General features: G+C 62.2%; 16 protein-coding genes and 1 pseudogene. 7 read left to right on the top strand and 10 right to left on the bottom strand.

The window, feature by feature from the left end; translation table 11 throughout:
* Nucleotides 1-219: 219 nt before the first annotated feature.
* On the bottom strand, nucleotides 220-1080 hold the full coding sequence (locus HX818_RS21705; RefSeq protein WP_177020721.1) for a Dyp-type peroxidase: 861 nt from the start codon (nucleotides 1078-1080) through the stop codon (nucleotides 220-222).
* A 159-nt stretch (nucleotides 1081-1239) separates the two neighbouring features.
* Between HX818_RS21705 and HX818_RS21700 the strand changes: the two genes are divergently transcribed.
* The gene (locus HX818_RS21700; protein ID WP_177020720.1) at nucleotides 1240-2865 is read left to right on the top strand and encodes an NADP-dependent glyceraldehyde-3-phosphate dehydrogenase; all 1626 of its coding nucleotides are present in this window, start codon (nucleotides 1240-1242) and stop codon (nucleotides 2863-2865) included.
* A gap of 154 nt (nucleotides 2866-3019) precedes the next feature.
* Complete coding sequence (locus tag HX818_RS21695; RefSeq protein WP_003211716.1) at nucleotides 3020-4081, top strand: FUSC family protein; 1062 nt, start codon at nucleotides 3020-3022, stop codon at nucleotides 4079-4081.
* Here the strand turns inward: HX818_RS21695 and HX818_RS21690 are convergent, their stop codons facing one another.
* Nucleotides 4082-4945, bottom strand: coding sequence for a LysR family transcriptional regulator (locus HX818_RS21690; protein WP_177020719.1), 864 nt, complete (start codon nucleotides 4943-4945; stop codon nucleotides 4082-4084).
* Between the two features lie 105 nt (nucleotides 4946-5050).
* Between HX818_RS21690 and HX818_RS21685 the strand changes: the two genes are divergently transcribed.
* Nucleotides 5051-5896 (top strand): alpha/beta fold hydrolase, encoded by an 846-nt coding sequence (locus HX818_RS21685; RefSeq protein ID WP_177020718.1) that lies wholly within the window; start codon nucleotides 5051-5053, stop codon nucleotides 5894-5896.
* A gap of 230 nt (nucleotides 5897-6126) precedes the next feature.
* Here the strand turns inward: HX818_RS21685 and HX818_RS21680 are convergent, their stop codons facing one another.
* Complete coding sequence (locus HX818_RS21680; RefSeq protein WP_003211721.1) at nucleotides 6127-6879, bottom strand: TetR/AcrR family transcriptional regulator; 753 nt, start codon at nucleotides 6877-6879, stop codon at nucleotides 6127-6129.
* Nucleotides 6880-7242: 363 nt separating this feature from the next.
* On the opposite strand from HX818_RS21680, the gene HX818_RS21675 reads away from it, so the two are divergent.
* From HX818_RS21675 to HX818_RS21660, 4 genes are read left to right on the top strand one after another with little or no spacing between them, the layout of a single operon-like run.
* Nucleotides 7243-7950: an ABC transporter ATP-binding protein gene (locus HX818_RS21675; protein WP_023658970.1), complete on the top strand. Its 708-nt coding sequence runs from the start codon at nucleotides 7243-7245 to the stop codon at nucleotides 7948-7950.
* The gene (locus HX818_RS21670) at nucleotides 7947-9146 is read left to right on the top strand and encodes an ABC transporter permease (protein ID WP_177020717.1); all 1200 of its coding nucleotides are present in this window, start codon (nucleotides 7947-7949) and stop codon (nucleotides 9144-9146) included. Before HX818_RS21675 ends, HX818_RS21670 begins: the two co-directional genes overlap by 4 nt.
* A complete protein-coding gene (locus HX818_RS21665) occupies nucleotides 9139-10620 on the top strand; it encodes a TolC family protein (protein ID WP_003211727.1) in 1482 nt (493 codons plus the stop codon). The genes HX818_RS21670 and HX818_RS21665 overlap by 8 nt, the downstream gene beginning before the upstream one ends.
* Entirely contained in the window at nucleotides 10610-11875 is a 1266-nt protein-coding gene (locus HX818_RS21660) for an efflux RND transporter periplasmic adaptor subunit (protein ID WP_177020716.1), read from the top strand. The genes HX818_RS21665 and HX818_RS21660 overlap by 11 nt, the downstream gene beginning before the upstream one ends.
* Nucleotides 11876-11978: 103 nt before the next feature.
* On the opposite strand, the gene HX818_RS21655 is transcribed toward HX818_RS21660, so the two are convergent.
* From HX818_RS21655 to HX818_RS21625, 7 genes and pseudogenes are all read right to left on the bottom strand, one after another.
* Nucleotides 11979-13397, bottom strand: a complete 1419-nt coding sequence (locus tag HX818_RS21655; RefSeq protein ID WP_003211731.1) for an FAD/NAD(P)-binding protein — start codon at nucleotides 13395-13397, stop codon at nucleotides 11979-11981.
* 92 nt (nucleotides 13398-13489) lie between these two features.
* Nucleotides 13490-14071, bottom strand: a pseudogene (locus HX818_RS21650) (AMP-binding protein); the annotation flags it as partial.
* A gap of 124 nt (nucleotides 14072-14195) precedes the next feature.
* Nucleotides 14196-15611 (bottom strand): LLM class flavin-dependent oxidoreductase, encoded by a 1416-nt coding sequence (locus HX818_RS21645; RefSeq protein ID WP_177020714.1) that lies wholly within the window; start codon nucleotides 15609-15611, stop codon nucleotides 14196-14198.
* Nucleotides 15611-15952, bottom strand: a complete 342-nt coding sequence (locus HX818_RS21640; protein ID WP_003211737.1) for a hypothetical protein — start codon at nucleotides 15950-15952, stop codon at nucleotides 15611-15613. The genes HX818_RS21645 and HX818_RS21640 overlap by 1 nt, the downstream gene beginning before the upstream one ends.
* A 12-nt stretch (nucleotides 15953-15964) precedes the next feature.
* Nucleotides 15965-17161: an SfnB family sulfur acquisition oxidoreductase gene (locus tag HX818_RS21635; RefSeq protein ID WP_087694804.1), complete on the bottom strand. Its 1197-nt coding sequence runs from the start codon at nucleotides 17159-17161 to the stop codon at nucleotides 15965-15967.
* 237 nt (nucleotides 17162-17398) lie between these two features.
* Nucleotides 17399-17764 (bottom strand): hypothetical protein, encoded by a 366-nt coding sequence (locus HX818_RS21630; RefSeq protein WP_177020713.1) that lies wholly within the window; start codon nucleotides 17762-17764, stop codon nucleotides 17399-17401.
* A gap of 152 nt (nucleotides 17765-17916) precedes the next feature.
* Nucleotides 17917-18480 carry a helix-turn-helix domain-containing protein gene (locus HX818_RS21625; protein ID WP_003211741.1) on the bottom strand — a complete coding sequence of 188 codons (564 nt, stop codon included), beginning with the start codon at nucleotides 18478-18480 and terminating at the stop codon, nucleotides 17917-17919.
* Nucleotides 18481-18510: the final 30 nt, after the last annotated feature.

Raw genomic sequence — 18510 nt, 5'->3', positions numbered from 1 at the left:
CGCGCCGGGCCATGGATGGCCCGTCGCGGCGGCCCGCGGAACCGGGCCGGAGTGCGGGCATGCCGAGCCTAAGCGAGGCACCGAGTGGTGGGGCAGAGACCTTTTGGTTACTTTTGGCTGGGCCGGCATTCCGGGCGTTTGCCAAAAGTGACCCGCTGTAAGAGCGGAACCATAGGCGGCCGTTACCTAAATAATGGATATGTACCCCGAACAAAAACCTCAGAGCACCAAGCTCAAATCCACCCGCCCATCACGCACCGGCGGACACCAGTAATACCCCCCAGTCAACGGCTTGCTAATGCGATACAACCCATCAACAATCCCATCCTCAAGCCCACTCATCCGCCGCAGTTGGGCTTCAAACGCATCAAACGAATGCCCAAACGCCAGGAACATCAACCCCGCCTGACCATTCTCGGCCCATGGCATCGACCGCCGCACCACAAACGCCTCCGGGGTAAAACTCTCCTGAGCCGTACGCTTGGTGTGCGCCGACTCCGGCGCGTCCTCCAGCTCCTCGTTATCACCATGGCGCCGACCAATAATGTGGTCCCGCTCCAGAGCCGGCAACGCCGCAAACCCATCCAGATCATGCTGCCACTGCTGGATCGCCGCAAAGCTCGCACCACCCTGCGCCACCGCTGCCTCCACCGCCGCATCATCATGCGGATTCTCAGTGCCATCCTCATAGTCGGTCAGATCAAACCCGGTCTTGTAGCGAAACCCCTCGGTCATCTGCACCAGACCAAACCCCGGCGCCAGGGCCTTCTCGAACGCCCGGCTGCGCAACAGCAACTCACCGCGATCCACACCGTGCAACCAGACCCACAGCGCCTGCTGGGTCGACGGATTCTCCGCCCCCGGCCCGCTCACATGAGGGAACGCCCGCAACCCGTCAATCCGGGCGCCAAGGGCATTGACCAGCGGCTCACCAAAACCGACCACCGCACTGGCGTCCACCAACTGCACCAGCGCATCCAGTGCGGCAGGCACGGCATCCAGCGACTCAATGGCAAAAAACAGATGGCGTGCCTGCAACGGCACCGGTGCGGCAAGAATGCCCGGCTGGTACTGACTCATGTGAACTCCTTCAAGAAAGCCGCGCAGTTTACCCGGCGAGCTCACGGTTGTGCTCAAGGTTTTCCAAGGTTCGCGGGTTAATGCGTCTAGCCCTTGCCACACGGGGCGTTGATGGGTGAATCTCTAGTCACGTTTTGCAACCATTCCAGGGGTAGCGACATGACCACCGACAACCTGCTCGCCCAGCTGTTTCCCACTGCCGCCGAGATTCCCGAGCAATTCCGGCTCGCGGCGCCCATCGAACAACGTGATTACCTGGTCGGCGGCCAGTTGCATGTGTGGAACGGCCCTTTGGCCGAAGTACGCAGCCCGGTGCAGTTGCGCGGCACCGACGGTGACACGCCGGTGATCATCGGCAGCACCCCGCTGCTGGACGCCGACACCGCCTTGACCGCCCTCGACGCTGCCGTGGCCGCCTACGACCGTGGTCAGGGCGCGTGGCCGACCATGCGCGTGGTGGATCGCATCCAGCATGTCGAAGCGTTTTTGCGGCGTATGCGCGAACAGCGTGATGCAGTGGTCAAGCTGCTGATGTGGGAGATTGGCAAGAACCTCAAGGACTCGCAGAAAGAGTTCGACCGCACTTGCGACTACATCACCGACACCATCAACGCCCTCAAGGAACTCGACCGCCGCTCCAGCCGCTTCGAGCTGGAACAGGACACCCTGGGGCAGATCCGCCGGGTGCCGCTGGGCGTGGCGCTGTGCATGGGCCCCTACAACTACCCGCTGAACGAGACCTTCACCACGCTGATCCCGGCGCTGATCATGGGCAACACCGTGGTGTTCAAGCCGGCCAAGCTCGGCGTGCTGCTGATTCGCCCGTTGCTGGAGGCGTTCCGCGACAGCTTCCCGGCCGGCGTGATCAACGTGATCTACGGTAGCGGTCGCGAGACGGTCAGCGCGCTGATGGCCAGCGGCAAGATCGATATCTTTGCGTTTATCGGCACCAACAAGGCCGCCAGCGATTTGAAGAAACTGCACCCGAAACCGCACCGGCTACGCGCGGCGTTGGGCCTGGATGCAAAGAATCCCGGGATCGTGCTGCCGCAGGTCGACCTGGACAATGCGGTCAACGAAGCCGTCACCGGTTCGCTCTCGTTCAACGGCCAGCGTTGCACCGCGTTGAAGATCCTGTTTGTGCATGAGGATGTGGTCGACAGCTTTATCGAGAAATTCAACCGCAAGCTGGCGACCCTCAAGCCTGGCATGCCGTGGGAAGACGGTGTGTCGCTGACGCCACTGCCCGAGCAGGGCAAGGTGGATTACCTCGGCGGCCTGATGACCGACGCACTGGCCCATGGCGCCAAGGTGGTGAACGAGAATGGCGGCGCCAGCCGTGGCTCGTTTTTCTACCCGGCGGTGCTGTACCCGGTGAACCCGCAGATGCGCGTGTACCACGAGGAGCAGTTCGGCCCGGTGGTGCCGATCGTGCCTTACCGCGACCTGGAGACGGTGATCGACTACGTGCTGGAGTCGGACTTCGGCCAGCAACTGAGTATCTTCGGCACCAGCCCGAGGGAAGTCGGGCGCCTGGTGGACGCGTTCGCCAACCAGGTGGGCCGGATCAACATCAATGCCCAGTGCCAGCGCGGGCCGGACAGTTTCCCGTTCAACGGGCGCAAGAACTCGGCCGAGGGCACGCTGTCGGTACATGATGCGTTGCGGGTGTTTTCGATCCGTACCCTGGTGGCGACCAAGTTCCAGGCGAGCAACAAGGAACTGGTCAGTGACATCCTGCAGGAACGCACGTCGAGCTTTCTGACCACTGACTATATTTTCTGAGCCCGACACCGATCTAAAAATGTGGGAGCGGGCTTGCTCGCGAAAGCGGTGGTTCAGTCGCCGGATGTATTGACTGACACGCCGCCTTCGCGAGCAAGCCCGCTCCCACATTGGAACTGAGTGAAGCCTGAACAACGAGGTTACCCTGATACCAATGAATCTCCCTCTCTTCGCCCGCCGCTTGCTGCGTCCGTTGCTGGACCCGTACCGGCGCTACCGTCACGCCAAGTTGATCCACGCGGTGCGGGTTTCCATTGGGTTGCTCGCAACGATCCTGCTCACCACCGGCATCAACCTGCCCCATGGTGAGTGGGCCTCGGTGACGATGCTGATCGTGATCGGCGGTTTGCAGCACCACGGCAATATCGGCAAGAAAGCCGTCGAGCGCGCCTACGGCACGTTGATCGGCGCCAGCGTCGGTTTGCTGCTGGTGCTGCAACAGGCGTATCTGGGGCAACCGCTGTTGACGTATTTGCTGATGTCGGTGGTGTGCGGGTTCTTTTCCTATCACGCCATCGGCAAGGGCGGATACATCGCGTTGCTGTCGGCCATCACCGTATTTATCGTTGCGGGCCATGGCGATAATCCGATATCGGACGGGTTGTGGCGCACGGTCGACATCCTGATCGGCATCGTCCTGGCCCTGGCGTTTTCCTTCGCCCTGCCGCTGTATGCGGTGTATTCCTGGCGCTACAACCTGGCCAGTGCCTTGCGCGATTGCGCGGCGATTTATAGCCGGATCATCAGCGGCCAATCGGTCACCGATGATGAACACCTCAAGCTGCTGAATCGCCTGAACGCCGCGATGCTGCAACTACGCTCGCTGATGCCATCGGTGTCCAAGGAAGTGCGGATTTCCATGACCGAGCTGGACACCCTGCAGCGGCATTTGCGGATGTGCATCAGCACCCTGGAGATCCTCGGCAACACCCGCCCCGACCCACGGGACAAGGAAGCCCTGGCGCGCATGCAGGTGGCGTTGAAAGCCGAGCACCGGCAGATTCGGGTGCAGTTGATCGGGATGGCGCGGGCGTTGCAATCCGGGGCCACCGACCGGCTGGAACGTCCGAGCACCACGCCGACCCACGAACAGACCTTTGAAGTGCCGGTGGTCAACGCGTTGGACGGTTACCGGTTATTGACCCTGCAACTGGCAGCCAATATTGACGCCATGCGCCAGCGCCTGGCCAAGAGCGCCAGCCACTGGAAAATCTGATCAGCCCCGGTGCAGCGCCTGTATCAACAGCTGCTGCAACGCCTGTAACCGGGGCTCGGGGCTGTCCTCGGCAAAGCGCAACACGTTCGCCACTTCGGGCAGCGGCATCTGCTGGTCGAAGGGGCGATACACTTCCACGCGCTTGTCGAGATGGTCACTGCTGAGCAGGCCGATGCCCAACCCGGCGGCGATGGCCGATACCACACCCTCCACCGACCCACATTCCACCACCACCTGCCAGCGAATGCCCAAGGCGCTCAGGCCTTCCTGGGCCAGTTGCCGGTAAAAACAGCCGGGGCCGAAGGTGATCAGCCGCACGCATTCGTCAGGCGCAGGCTGCCAGCCTGGCCGGGCGCACCAGTGCACCTGTTCGGTCCACAGCAATTGGTCCCGCGCTTCGATACGCGGGATAAAATCCTGATGCAGCGCCAGGTCCAGCTCACGGTCCACCAGGGCCTGGCGAAGCACGTGGCTCTGCTCCACCACAATTCGCACATCCAGTTGGCGGTGTTGCCGGGAAAACTGGCCGAGCAAGTTCGACAACTCCGCCATCGGCACCTGTTCGGTGGCGCCCAGGCGGATGGAGCCTTGTAACTGCACCGGATTGAAATGCGCCAGCGCTGCATCGTGGGCCTCGATGATGCGCCGGGCGTGGACGAGCAACTGCGCGCCATCATCACTGGCCACCAGGCGCTGGCCCTCGCGCTGGATTAACGGCCGCTCGAGTTGTTTCTCCAGGCGCTTGATCTTCCAGCTGACCGCCGACTGGCTGAGGTTCAAACGCTCGGCCGCCCGGGTGACACTACCGGTTTCGACCACAGTTTGCAGGGCACGCAGCACATCGATGGGCAGTCGCTGGTTCATGATCAGACCTATGACAAAAACAGGATTAGCAGAGAGTAAGTTGTCATTGGCGTCATGACCAGCCGGGCTTTAGGGTAAAGCCTTAATCAACGGCGAGGACCTGTCATGACTGCCCTGCTTAACGAAACCGCACTGATCAACGGTTGGCGCATCGCCACTGGCCGCCATGGCGAGGGGCTGCCGGTGCTGTTGCTGCACGGCACACCCGCCCATTCCATCATCTGGCGCAAGGTGGTGCCGCGTCTGACTGCCGCCGGCATGCAGGTCCATTTGTTTGACCTGTTGGGTTTCGGCGCTTCGGAGCGTCCACTCCAGGGGGATACTTCGGTGGCTGTACAAAGCCGCTTGATCGGCGATTTGCTGGACCACTGGGGGCTCGAGCGTGTGCACCTGGTGGGCCATGACATCGGCGGCGTCAACGCGCTGCTGTTTGCCCTTGACCACCCGCAGCGGGTGCACTCATTGACGGTCGCCGACGCCCCCAGCTATGACTCGTGGCCATCGCCCACTTGGCGCGGGATTCATCAGCGGTTTGCCGAACATGCACGCATGGCACCGGATGAACACCGCGCGTTGATGATCCGACAACTGGCCATGGCGGTGTTCGACAAGAGCGTGATGCAGGGCGCGCTGCTGGAGGAATACCTGGCGCCGATCAGTGGCGTGATCGGTCAGCCAGCGTTCTACCAGCATCAGGTGGCGCATTACGACTCGCGGTATACCGCCGATTTTGCGCAGCGCCTGCCGGGCATGGATTTGCCGGTGCAGATTTTATGGGGCGCTGAAGATGAATGGCAGCCGCTGGCTTATGCACATCGCCTGCGAAACGACATTCGTGGGGCCGTGCTGCAGGTGGTGGAAAACGCCGGGCACTTTCTGATGGAGGATGCGCCGGAACGGGTGAGTGAGTACCTTGTAGACTTTATCGGCCAGGTTCACAGTAAACGCTGACTGCCATTTGTCGGGATTACACAAGCCAATAGACTTCACACTTTCTCTTACATATTTTTCACGTTTTATTCACATCCAGAGACGTAGGGTAAAGCCTCATCCGTTACAAACGTTGTAGTTAAAAACCCGCCGCCCCAGCGGGTTTTTTTTGCCCGGGATTTGAGTGGCCACACGGTTTCTGGAGAGAGGAGTCGAAGCAAACCGGCTCATTGCGAGCCGGTCTTGATGGGTCAACGAGCCACCTTGTTGACAGGCGACGCCGCTTGCTCACGTATCGCGCGCTGGGTATCGAGCACCCGCGCCAGGGCCGTTTCGGCTTCAGGACTTTGCTGCGGCACACGAATCGCCGCCGACACCAGGGTAATCAGCTTGGCCATGACCTCGGCATCCGTGGCCGGGCGTCCCAGGCTCATGGAGTTCATCAGCAAACGCAGCTCGGTACCGGCCATCACCCCGGAGATCGCCTTGAGGGCAAATTGCAGGCGCACCCCGAGCTCGTTGCGCGGCAAGTCCGGAAGCGCCAGTGCGAAGGCTTCGAAGAAGCGCTGGAACACCGGCTGGTAATGCACCTTGAGGTATTCCTGGATAAACGGCGACGTGTCGCTGTACACCCGCCCCAGGAACCGGATGAATGAACGCCCTTCCCCGCTGGCCGGGTCGCTGCGTTCCAGGCCCATGGCCGGGGCGAACAGCACCCCGAGCAAGGTGTCGCAATCCAGCGGGCCGTCGGATTCGGCTTCGCACCGGGCGAGCAACTCCAGGCGCTGCTCGTTGAGCGGCTCCAGGCGCTGCATCAGCAGGGTTTTCATCAGGGAGTCCTTGTCCCCGAAGTGGTAATTCACCGCAGCGAGATTGACCTGGGCCCTCTCGGTTATCTGCCGCAACAAAACAGCGTCATAGCCGTATTTGATGAAAAGAGCCTCTGTCGCATCCAGCAATCGGGTCTTGGTAACGTTTGGAGCGCTGAGTTTCTTCGCGACCATAGGGGTTGGGGTTCCACTGCGGAAATATTGTTTTAAAAATTAATTTGATTTTTTATACCGGGGCCGCTGCCTGAAAGCAAGTAGTGACACAGCGCCATACTATTCAAAGCCAACAGCAACGGGCTCATTGAGGGTAGCTGATGGATTTTTGCAGTGCCGGAAACGTCCCTTTGAAGAATCGTTTCAAAGGGTAAAACCGCTCTATATCCATGGCTGGCGGAACGGCTGGATCGCGGTTAGTATTCAAACAATATTTTAAAAACAAGAAATAAAACCAGTCCGTGACGTGTACCAGGCAGCTCCTGAACTTGTTACAAGGATTTTCGGGGGAAGCACGGCGCTGTCGAGGCTGCAGGCGTAGTCATGATGACAGATACCCCCGCGCACCCAGGCTTTATCTCCTTGCAAGGCATCGGCAAAAGCTATCAGCTGGCCGGTCAACACCTGTCGATTCTCAATGATGTATGCCTGGCCATCGAAACCGGTGACAGCTGCGGCATCCTCGGCGCCTCCGGCTCCGGCAAAAGTACCCTGCTCAATATTCTCGGCCTGCTGGATTTGCCCGACTGCGGCCAGTACCGCTTTGCCGGCCATGACATCTTCAGCGCCAGCCCCGATCAATTGGCGGCGATCCGCAATCAGCAGATCGGTTTCGTCTTCCAGAGTTTCAACCTGCTGCCACGCCTCAGTGCCCTGGACAACGTCGCCCTGCCCCTGAGCTACCGCGGCGTGTCACGCCACGACTCGGTGGAACAGGCCCTGCGCATGCTCGACCAGGTGGGCCTGGCCGAGCGCGCCCACCATCGCCCGGCCGACCTTTCCGGCGGCCAGCGCCAACGGGTCGCCATCGCCCGGGCATTGGTCGGCAATCCGTCGGTGATCCTCGCCGACGAACCCACCGGCAACCTCGACAGCACCACCGCCCAGGAGATCATGGACCTGTTGCTGGCGCTCAACCGCGAGCAGCAGGTGACGCTGATCATCGTCACCCACGACCCGCACATTGCCGAACGCCTGAATCGCAAGATCCTGGTGCGCAATGGCGTGGTGCAAGAGGCCGGGCGCCTATGAGCCTGCGGGTCGAACAAAGCCTGAGCCAGTTGCTGTACGAGGCGTTTGTCAGCCTGCGCACCCTGGGCAAGCGCTCGATCCTGGCCTTGCTGGGCATCGTCATCGGCAGTTCCTCGGTGGTGGCGCTGATCAATATCGGGCACAACGCCGCCGAAGACGCGGCGATGATTTTCAAGGACATGGGCACCGACACCCTGGTGGCGCAATTCCCGCCCAGGGGTGCCAGCACTGCGCAAATGCCCGCCAGCCTGGACCTGGAAGCCGTGCGCCGCAGCGTTCCCGGCATTGCCCATATCGGTGCGGTCTCGCTGTTCAGCGGGCCAGTGGTGTTCCATGGCCGTACCTGGAACGCAAGCCTCGTCGGCAGTACGCCGGACCTCAAGGATGCCATGCGCCTGTCGGTGCGCGACGGGCGCTTCCTGTCGAGTTTCGATGCTGGGGAAACCTATGCGGTCGTCGGTGACCAGGTCGTCCAGGCCTTGAGCGTGCCCGGCGACCCGCTGCAACTGGGCGACCGGGTACGTATCAACGATTACCTGTTCCTGATCGTGGGCATTCTGCACAGCCAGCCCCGGGCAATGCTGATTCCCGTACAGGCCAACGAATCGCTGTTCGTCCCCGCCCCGGGCATGCGCCGGATCTACGCCAGCCCGCAAATCGGCAACGTGATCATCCGTGCCACCCCCGGCCAGGATATGGAACGCCTCGCCCAGGACTCAGCCGTGGCACTGCGAGCCCAGCTCACCGACCACGATGTCGACATTCAGGTACCCCAGCAAATGATCGATGGCATGACCCGCCAAAGCCGGACCTTCGCCTACCTGCTGCTGGCCCTGGGCGCGATCTCCCTGGTGGGCGGCGGCGTCGGCGTGATGAACGTGATGCTGATGAACGTCTCGGAGCGGCGCCGGGAAATCGGGATTCGCATGGCCCTCGGGGCGCGCCAGCGCGACATTCGCAACCTGTTCCTGCTGGAAGCCGTGACCCTGACCGCCGTGGGTGCGGTATGCGGCGCGGTACTGGGCATGACCGCCGCGTACCTGTATGCCAGGCTGTCCGGCTGGCAGTTTTCCCTGGCGGTGGCCGCGCTGCCGCTCGGGGTCGGCAGCACGTTGCTGGTGGGGCTGTTTTTCGGAATCTATCCGGCGGTGTCGGCTTCGCGGCTGCAGCCGGTGGAGGCCCTGCGCGATGAATAAACGGCTGCTGTTGTTGACCGCCTTGGTAAGCCTGCACAGCGTGGCCGCCGACGTGGTGATTCGCCCCTCCGCACCCAGTACCACCCGCAGTGGCTATGAACGCAGCGTGTCGCTGAATGCCCAGTCCACCACCCTGACCCTGGGGGATGCGGTGTACCTGGGCCTGCGCAACAACCCGGCGATTCGCAGCGCCTACCTGCAACGGGTGGCGCAGAAATTCGACCTGCGGGTAGCTGAAGACACGTTCAACCCCAAGCTGACCCTTAACAGCTACTACCGCGCCACCAAGGGCACCGACGACAGCGCCCGCAACGCTAACCTCGCGCCTAATGCCACCTTGCTCGGTGAGTACGGCACGCGCCTGAGCATGAACTGGACCCAACAACTGAACAACGCCGATCGCGCCGGGCGCTACCGCAGCGACGGCCTCGACCTGTCAGTGATCCAGCCACTGATGCGCGGTGCCGGCTGGGACGCCACCACCGCCCCGCTGCGCCTGTCACGCCTGTCGGAACAGGCCAACCGCCTGAACCTCAAGGCCAACGTGGCGCAAACCATCAGCAACATCATCGCCACCTACCGCGAGTTGCTGCGGGCCCAGGAACAACTGAGCATCGTGCAGGACGCCCTCAAGCGCTCCGGCACTTTGCTTGAAGTGAACAAGGCACTGATCAGTGCCGGGCGCATGGCCGAGTTCGAGATTGTGCAGACCGAAGCCGATATCGCCACCCAGCAACTGGGGGTGGAAGAAGCCCAGAACCAACTGGACACCAGCCGCCTGGCCCTGCTGCGCCTGCTGGCCCTCGACCTGTCGACACCGATCCGCGCCACCGAGGCCCTTGAAGCCAGGCCCATGGACATCGATAAACGCCAGGCTTTCGTGCTGGCGCAGAACCAGCAGCCGGAATACCTCGCCACCCTGCTCGGCAGCCAGCAGGCCGACCTCAACCTGGTGATCGCCAAGGACTCCGGCCGCTGGCAAGTGGACCTGGTGGCCGGTGCCAACCAGATTCGGGCCGCCACCAATGACGATAACGGCTACAACAGCAACCGGCGCTGGGACAGCTACGCGGGCGTGCAGGTGCAGATTCCCATCGGCGACATCAGCACTCGCCAGGCCGAGGTGCACGCGCGGGTCGATGTGGAAAACCAGGAGATCATCATCGCCGACGCCCGCCAGCAACTGGAGCGCGACGTCAACGATGTGGTGCGCGACCTGGGCACTCGCTGGCGCCAGTATGAAATTTCCCAGCGGGCGGTAGAGTTGTCCAAGCGCAAGATCGAAATCGAACGGGAAAAACTCAGCGCCGGGCGCTCCACGAACTTCCAGGTATTGAGTTTCGAAACCGACCTGCGCAACGCCGAGAACTCGCGGCTCAATGCGCTGATTGCCTATTTGAACGCCCAGACTCAGCTCGACTTGACCTTGGGCATGACGCTGGAAAGTTGGGAAATCGCCCTCAATGACTACTAATAAGAAGCGCCTGTTGGGCGCCGTGTTGATTGTGCTGGTGGCTGGCGTCGGCATTTCGCTGCTCAGCCGTCAAAGCCCGGCCGCCAACCAGCCCGGCAACGCCGACCAGTGGCTGGCGGTGAAGGTCGACCCGCTGGTGCATCAGATCGGCCTGGTGGGCAAGATCGAGCCTGACACCACCATCACCCTCACCGCGCCGTTCGACGGTAATGTGCAGGCCAACCTGGTGGAACAGGGCCAGCGGGTCGAGGCCGGGCAGGTGCTGCTGCGCATGGACCCGGCCACCCTCGAAGTGCAACTGCGCGACGCCCTCTCCGCCCAGCTCAAGGCCCGGCGCACGGTGCAGGAAATGCAGGACTGGGACAGCGGCCAGCAAGTCGGGCGCGCCCGCCGCACCCTGCGCACTGCCGAAATGACCGCCAGCAACACCCAGCGCAAACTCACCGAAAGCGAAAACCTGTTCAAGCGCGGCATCATCCCGCGCAACGAACTCGACGACCTGAAACAGCAGGCCACCCAGCAACAACTCGACCTGACGGCCGCCCGCGCTGAGCTGCAACAGACAGTTGAACAAGGCAAGGGCGAATACCGGCAGATCGCCGATATGGAGCTGACCAACGCCACCGTGAAATATGACGCCCTGCATACCCTGCTCGACGGCAAGGAAGTCAAGGCCCCGTTCTCCGGCATTGTGGTGCCGGCGCCGGGCAGTAATTCATCGACCCAGGGCGGCGGGGGCAATAACGCGCCGGTGCAGGCCGGGAGCAAGGTCAGCCAGGGCCAGGTGCTGTTTGGACTGGCGAATATCGAGAAACTGAAAATCGTCGCCAAGGTGTCGGAGCTGGACATCAACCAGTTGCACCAAGGGCAGGCGGTGGAGGTGATGGGCGACGGGTTTGATGGGGAACGGCTGACGGGCTCGGTCAGCGTGGTCAGTGGCTTGGCGATTGCCAGCGACAGCCAGGGTAGCGCGCAGTTTCCGGTGACCCTGTCGATTCCCAAGCTGACCCCGCAACAGTTGCAACGGGTAAGGTTGGGGATGAGTGCGCGGTTGACCATTGTGACCTACAACAATGACCAGGCGATTGTCGTACCGGCCCAGGCGATCAGTCGCGGGGATGGGGTGATGACGGTGGAATATCGGGCAGCGATGGATAAACCGGTGGAGCGGGTGACGGTGACCACCGGGCAGTCGACGGCCCAGGGGGTTGAAGTGTTTGGGTTGAAGCCCGGGTTTGTGAAGGTCGGTCCATGAACCCGACCTGTAGGAGCTGGCTTGCCTGCGATAGCAATCTCTCAGATGATAAAGATGCAGCTGACCCACCGCTATCGCAGGCAAGCCAGCTCCCACATTAGATTTAGAGGTGTGCCAACCTCGCGGCCAGCGCCTTGGCCTGAATCGCGACATCCGTCACTGCGGTACTTTCCCACCACATCCCGCGCAACGGCGGGCCCATGGCAAACAGCCGCCGGCTGACATTCCCGTGGGCATCCAGCACCGCCCCCGACACATCCGCCGCAATCCCCAACGCCAACGGCCCGGGCTGAATCAGCCCGCGCTTGAGCAACTGCCTGGGCAACGGCCGGGCCACGCGCCGCCAGTCATATTCAATCCCGCTGGAGTTGATCAGCGCTGCCCCCGACACCTGCACCACATCCTGCTCTCCACGATGACGCAGGCGGATCGTCACCTCACCTTGCGAAGGCACCAGCCCCTTGTACGAAGCCGCCCGGATCCGCAGCCGCCCTTCCCCATGCAACCGCGCCACCAACTCGGCACTCAACGGCGGCGAACGGTGGTGGTGGCTTTCCCACCAGGGCCGCACATGCCGCACGAACTGACGTTTCTCGCCCTCGCTGGCCTGGCTCCACAACCGCCCGATGTTGGCACGCACGGTGTCCAGCGGCGCTTGCCAGTCAATCCCCTGCTCCAGCGCGAGCCGGCATTGGCGCCGCACCTCCCGCAGCAATTGCCGGGGGCTGCGCAGGCTGTGGTCTTCTCCCAGGAAGTCGACCCAGGCCGGCGGCTGCCGACGGACATGGGGCAACAGGCCGTGGCGCGAAAAAATCTCGATGGGCCCGCGATGGCCGGCCTGTTCCAGGGACACCACGGCGTCCACCATGGTCAGCCCGGAACCGATGATCAGCACGGTGGATTGCGGGTCCAGTTGGGTCATGGCCGGTACATCCCACGGGTCGACGGCAGCGGCATTCAAGCCGCTGGATTCGGTCTGTGGCGTGCGTGCCGCCGGGAACATGCCGGTGGCCAATACCGCACAGGCACCGCGCAGTTGCTGGCCGTCGCTCAAGGTCAGCCGCGTGGCGTGTTCATCCACCTCAAGGTCTGTCACCTCGGCGCGAATGTGCTCGACGGTCGACGCGGAGATCGCCTTGGCCTCGGCCAGCCGCTGCTGCGCGTACAGGCCAAAAATCCCGCGGGGCGGAAACAGTTCGCTGATGGGCACGTGCTGCTGGTCCGACTCGGGCCAGCCGCCGCCGGCGATGTAGGCGGTCAGCCACTGGGTCAGGTCATCGGCGTTGTCCGGGTCGACGCTCATGCGCGCGGCGTTGCCGTTCAAGGTGTGCCCAAGCTCTACCGCACTGTAGGCCTCGCCGCGCCCCAGTTCCTGGCGCGGCTCGATCACCAGGATCTGCCGCGTGCCCGGCAGGCGCAGCAACTGCACCGCCAGCATCGTCCCGCTCAGGCCGCCGCCGACAATCAGCACATCGGCGTTGCGAATGGCGCTCGTCGCCTGTCCGCGTTCGGTTTCACTCATGAAATTGCGCCCTTACTGTCTGCCTGAATGGTTGTGGTAAAAATCGCCCCGTGCAGTATCCAGCACATCGACCCGGGACGCCTAGTTCAGCGCGACTGCGGGAAGCCCAGGCTCTGGCCGCTAATCAGCCATTGCTCCAGCACCGTCGCCAGGCCGCCTTGCCAGTGGGTGCTTTCCCCGCTCCACAATTCGGTCTTGCCCGAAGGCTGCCACCAGCGACAGAGCCGTTGTGAGGTGTCCACAGGGTCGATCCGTCGCACCATCGCCAACGGCTGGAGCCCAGGGACATACGCGTGGGTAGGCCGGATGCGCCACACTTGTTGCTGCAGGGCAGCGGGCTCGAGGTCATCCGCCAGGGTCAGGATCTGGCCACCGATCACCTGGGCGGCCAGGGCCAGCAGCAATAGGCCGGGTTCGAAGGCACCGCTGAGGGCCAGCCGCGACTGCTCGGTAAAGCCCTGCTGACGCAAGCCATCAGCCAGGCGCTCGACATCCCGCAACGCATCGATCCACCGCCAGGCATACCACTGGCCGTCACGCTTGTGGCGCAGGGCGCTGTGCAACGGGGTCACCTGTGCCCAATGGCGCAACTGCGCCAACGCCTCGGGCAACACCGTAACCCGTTCGGCGGGCCATTCCACATCCAGCGCAAGTTCAAGTTCATGCACGCTCATAGGGTGATGCTCCTATTGGTGAAACAAGCATGCGGTGGTCCGCTGGCCGGATTTATGTGGGCGGCGGTGGGACGGCTCGACTCGCTCGCGAAAACGGTGCGTCAGGCAACATCAATGCTGAATGTCAGTCCGCATTCGCGAGCAAGCCCGCTCTCACATTTGTTTTATGTACACCCGACAAATCACGATAGCTGGCCCCCGGATGGTTGTCCGCCAACCGCGCGCCGTCCCCAAACAATTTCTCCCGCAGGGTGCCCTGGGCATATTCGGTCTTGTACACGCCGCGCTTCTGCAACTCCGGCACCAGTAACTCGACCGCGTCGATAAAGGTCTCGTGGGTCAGTGCATAGGCCAGGTTGAAGCCGTCCACATCGGTCTCTTCAACCCATTCCTGCAACAGATCGGCCACGGTTTCCGGGCCGCCGACGAACAACGGGCCGAAGCCGCCGATGCCCACCCAGTCTGCCAGTTCATTCGGGGTCCAGACCTTGTTCGGGTCGGCAGTGGAGAAGGCTTCCACCGCCGATTGAATGGCGTTGGTATGCACATGCTTGAGGGGTTCATCGGGCTTGAACTGGCTGAAGTCGATGCCGGTCCAGCCGGAGATCAGGGCCATCGCGCCTTCGTAGCTGACATAGGATTTGTATTCGTCGAATTTGGCCTTGGCCTTGGCATCGGTCTCGCCAACGATCACCGTCTGCAAGTTGAAGATCAGGATTTTCTTCGGGTCACGCCCCGCCTCGGCCGCACGGCGGCGGATATCGGCAACGGTTTTCTTCAGCAGCACTTTCGACGGTGCGGCAACGAACACGCATTCGGCCTGTTCGGCGGCGAACTGTTTGCCACGGCTCGACGCCCCGGCCTGGTACAGCACCGGCGTGCGTTGTGGCGACGGTTCGCACAGGTGAATGCCGGGCACCTGGAAGTGTTTGCCGACGTGGCGGATCTCGTGGATCTTGCTCGGGTCGCTGAAGATCCGCCGTTCGCGGTCGCGCAACACCGCGCCCTCTTCCCAGCTGCCTTCCCAGAGCTTGTAGCAAACCTCCAGGTATTCCTCGGCGTAGTCGTAGCGCGCATCGTGTTCGGTCTGGGCTTTCTGGCCGAGGTTCTTCGCGCCGCTTTCCAGGTACGAGGTGACGATGTTCCAGCCGACGCGGCCCTTGGTCAGGTGGTCGAGGGTGGAAAGGCGCCGGGCGAACGGGTACGGGTGTTCGAAGGACAGTGAAGCGGTGAGGCCAAAACCCAGGTGTTCGGTGACCAGCGCCATGGGTGCGATCAGCGACAGCGGGTCGTTGACCGGCACCTGGGTCGCCTGGCGAATCGCTGCGTCACCGTTGCCGTTATAGACGTCGTAGATGCCCAGCACGTCGGCGATGAACAGGCCGTCGAACTTGCCGCGCTCGAGAATTTTTGCCAGGTCGGTCCAATATTCCAGGTCCTTGTACTGCCATGAGCGGTCACGCGGGTGGGCCCACAGGCCCGGCGACTGGTGGCCGACACAGTTCATGTCGAAGGCATTCAAACGGATTTCACGAGGCATTAAACGTTACTCCGGGGGGCGACACCGTTGAGGTGGTAGTTGCCGACAATCTGGTATTTCCAGCGCAGGGGATCATCAAGGGTCGGCGGCAGCGCAGTACGCTGGCCGGTGAGTTCGAATTCGGCGTTGCTGACAGCGATGAGGGCCTCGGCAGCCGCTATCTGGGCTTCTGTGAGGGCCACCGGGCCTGGGTGGGTTTCGGCACGCTCAAACAAAGCAGCCGCTACCTCCACGCGAATCTGCAAATCGCCAAAGCGGCTGATCACGTAGGGGTCATCACTTTTCTCGACAAAGCGCCGGGTGCTTTCCAGCAGTTGGCGCGCCTGATTCAGTGCGGTCATGGATGCAGCTCCTCAGTTCCAGGCATGGCGTGCGGGCTTGACGCCGTTGAGCACGAAGTTGCCGATCAGGTGGTATTTCCAGCGGGCCGGGTCGTGCAGGGTGTGGGTACGTGCGTTGCGCCAGAAGCGGTCGAGGTTGTGCTTGCCGGACACCGAGCGGGTGCCGGCCAGTTCGAAGAGTTTGCTGCTGGCGAGCAAGGCGGTTTCCGCCGACAGCACTTTGGCCTGGGCGACGACCAACGAGGCATTGGCCACGGTGTCTTCGTTGGGGTTGGCCAGGGCCTGGTCGACGGCAATGCCGGCCTTGGCGAGGATCGCTTCGGTGCCGTGGACCCGCCATTCCAGGTCGCCGATGGCGGCGATGGTGAACGGGTCTTGCCAGCCGTGATCCTGCTGGCTGTCGATCCAGGGCCGGGCCTGGCGTGCATGAATCTTGGCTTGTTCCAGGGCCCCGAGGGCGATGCCGGTGTCGACGGCCGCCTGGATGATCTGCGAAATCGGGCCGTTGGCGGTGGGTTGGTCGAAGGCCTGGTGCGCGGGGATCACCGCACTCAGCGGCACCTTCACACCGTCGAGGGTCACGCCGCCGCTGGCGGTGGTGCGCTGGCCGAAGCCGTCCCAGCTGTCGATCACTTGCAGGCCCGGCGCGTCCCGTTCGACAAAGGCGATGAACGCCTGGTCCTTTTCGTTGACGCCCACCGTCGGCACGATATGGGCGAACAGTGCGCCGGTGCAGTAGAACTTCTCGCCGTTGATGTACGCACTGTCGCCGTCAAAGCGCACTTGTGTGTCAAACGTGCCGGCGTTCTTGCTCTTGGCTTCGGAGAAGGCATTGCCGAACCGATAGCCCAGCAGGACCTTGGCGAAGTAGTGCTGCTTTTGCTCCTCGCTGGCGGTTTGCAGGAGGATGTCGACGACGCCCAGGTGGTTCTGCGGAATCTGCCCCAGGGACGGGTCGGCGGCGGAGATCAGCTTGATCACCTCGGCCACCGTCACATAGGACACTTCCGCGCCGCCGTAGGCCTTGGGAATGGTGATGCCCCACAGGCCGCTGGCAGAGAATTCATCCAGCTCGGCCACCGGCAGGCGTCGCTCGCGGTCGCGCACGCCGGCGTCCACGGCAAAACGCTTGGCCAACTCGGTGGCAACCGCAATGGCCTCGGCGTCCGAACGGATGATGTGGGCAGGTTGTAGGGGTTGGGCTGACATGGGCCGACTCCAGGCTCCAGAGAGATACTGGAGTGATTGCAGGAGTCGTGCCCGAATGCAATGTGCAATGAAATCAGCGGGTTGCCGGTATATCAGGGAAATCGTTGGCGGGTCAAAACAGCAAAGTGTCCAACCACTGTTGCGCTGCCAACAGTTGATCATCCGGGAGCAAGGCCCCGTGGTGGCTTTCAATACCGGCGACACTGACTTCGGTATTGAAAGCCAACTCACTACCACTCAGGCGTCGGCAGGACGGTCGTTCACGATATAAAAACTGTGGTCAGAAAGACGCTCGTCATGTCCATCTTGACGCACGCTATATTTTGCCTCCACCACCTCACGGCGGAAGACAATACCGTTCACAACATCTTTGTATTGGTGCTCCAGCGACTCTACCTCGATGTGACCAAACAGCAAGCCGTTCCCCCTGACCGTCCACCTGATTGTTTGCCCAATGGCCAGGCCCGGGTACGCGGGAATAATGATCGAGGCTTGCCCACCCTGCATCTCGGGATAATTCACATGGTTCCCGTGAGAGGGATTAATGCGTGGACGGGGAAGCAAGTCACTACTCTTGATGTGCTTTGAGTCTTGCGCTGTCATCAGTGTGCTCTCCATTTAGTGAAGCCAACTGCCCCTTCCGCCCGCGCTCCGATTGAGCCAGTTCTCTGAGCAGTAACTCCCACACTAGATTCAATCCAACGCTGATGTAAGCTGTGAAATCTGACAGTTGACAACACTCAAAGCCAAGAGTCTTAAATCACCACGTTGCGCACAAACCGCACCGCCACGTCGCCGTCATTGCGATAGGCGTGAAGGTAGCGGCTGGCGAACATCAGGAACTCACCGGTGGCGACGTTTTTTTCCTCATCCCCCAGCACCAGCGTCAGGGTGCCTTCGAACACAAACAACTGCACGCTCCAACCCTCGGGGTCCGGTTCAGGCATGTAGCGATCGCCGGGCTCCAGGCGCATCTCCCATAGTTCCACCTCGCGACGCGCGGTGGCCTTGGCCAGCAGCACGGCTTTGCTGCCGGGGATGTCACCGGCCCAGGCCAGTTCGTTGATACGGCTGTGATCAGCGGCATCCGGGGCCTGGATCAAGTCGCTGAAGGCCACGTCCAGGGCTTCGGCCACCCGGTCGAGGGTCGACAGGCTGACGTTTTTCTCCCCCGCCTCGATTGCCACCAGCATGCGCCGGCTGACGCCGGATTTTTCGGACAGCGCCGTCTGGCTCAACTCAGCCGCATGGCGCAGGCGCCGAACGTTCTGGCTGACGTGTTGCAGGACCGAGGCCCGTTGCGGATTTTCTTTGTGCACTATATTGCTCACAGGGTGGGGTTGCGCAGT

Source organism: Pseudomonas sp. F9001 (assembly GCF_013385435.1).
In the GTDB taxonomy this organism is placed as follows: domain Bacteria; phylum Pseudomonadota; class Gammaproteobacteria; order Pseudomonadales; family Pseudomonadaceae; genus Aquipseudomonas.
The sequence above is the reverse complement of the archived record's forward strand: the minus strand, read 5'-3'. Positions and strand labels throughout refer to the sequence as shown.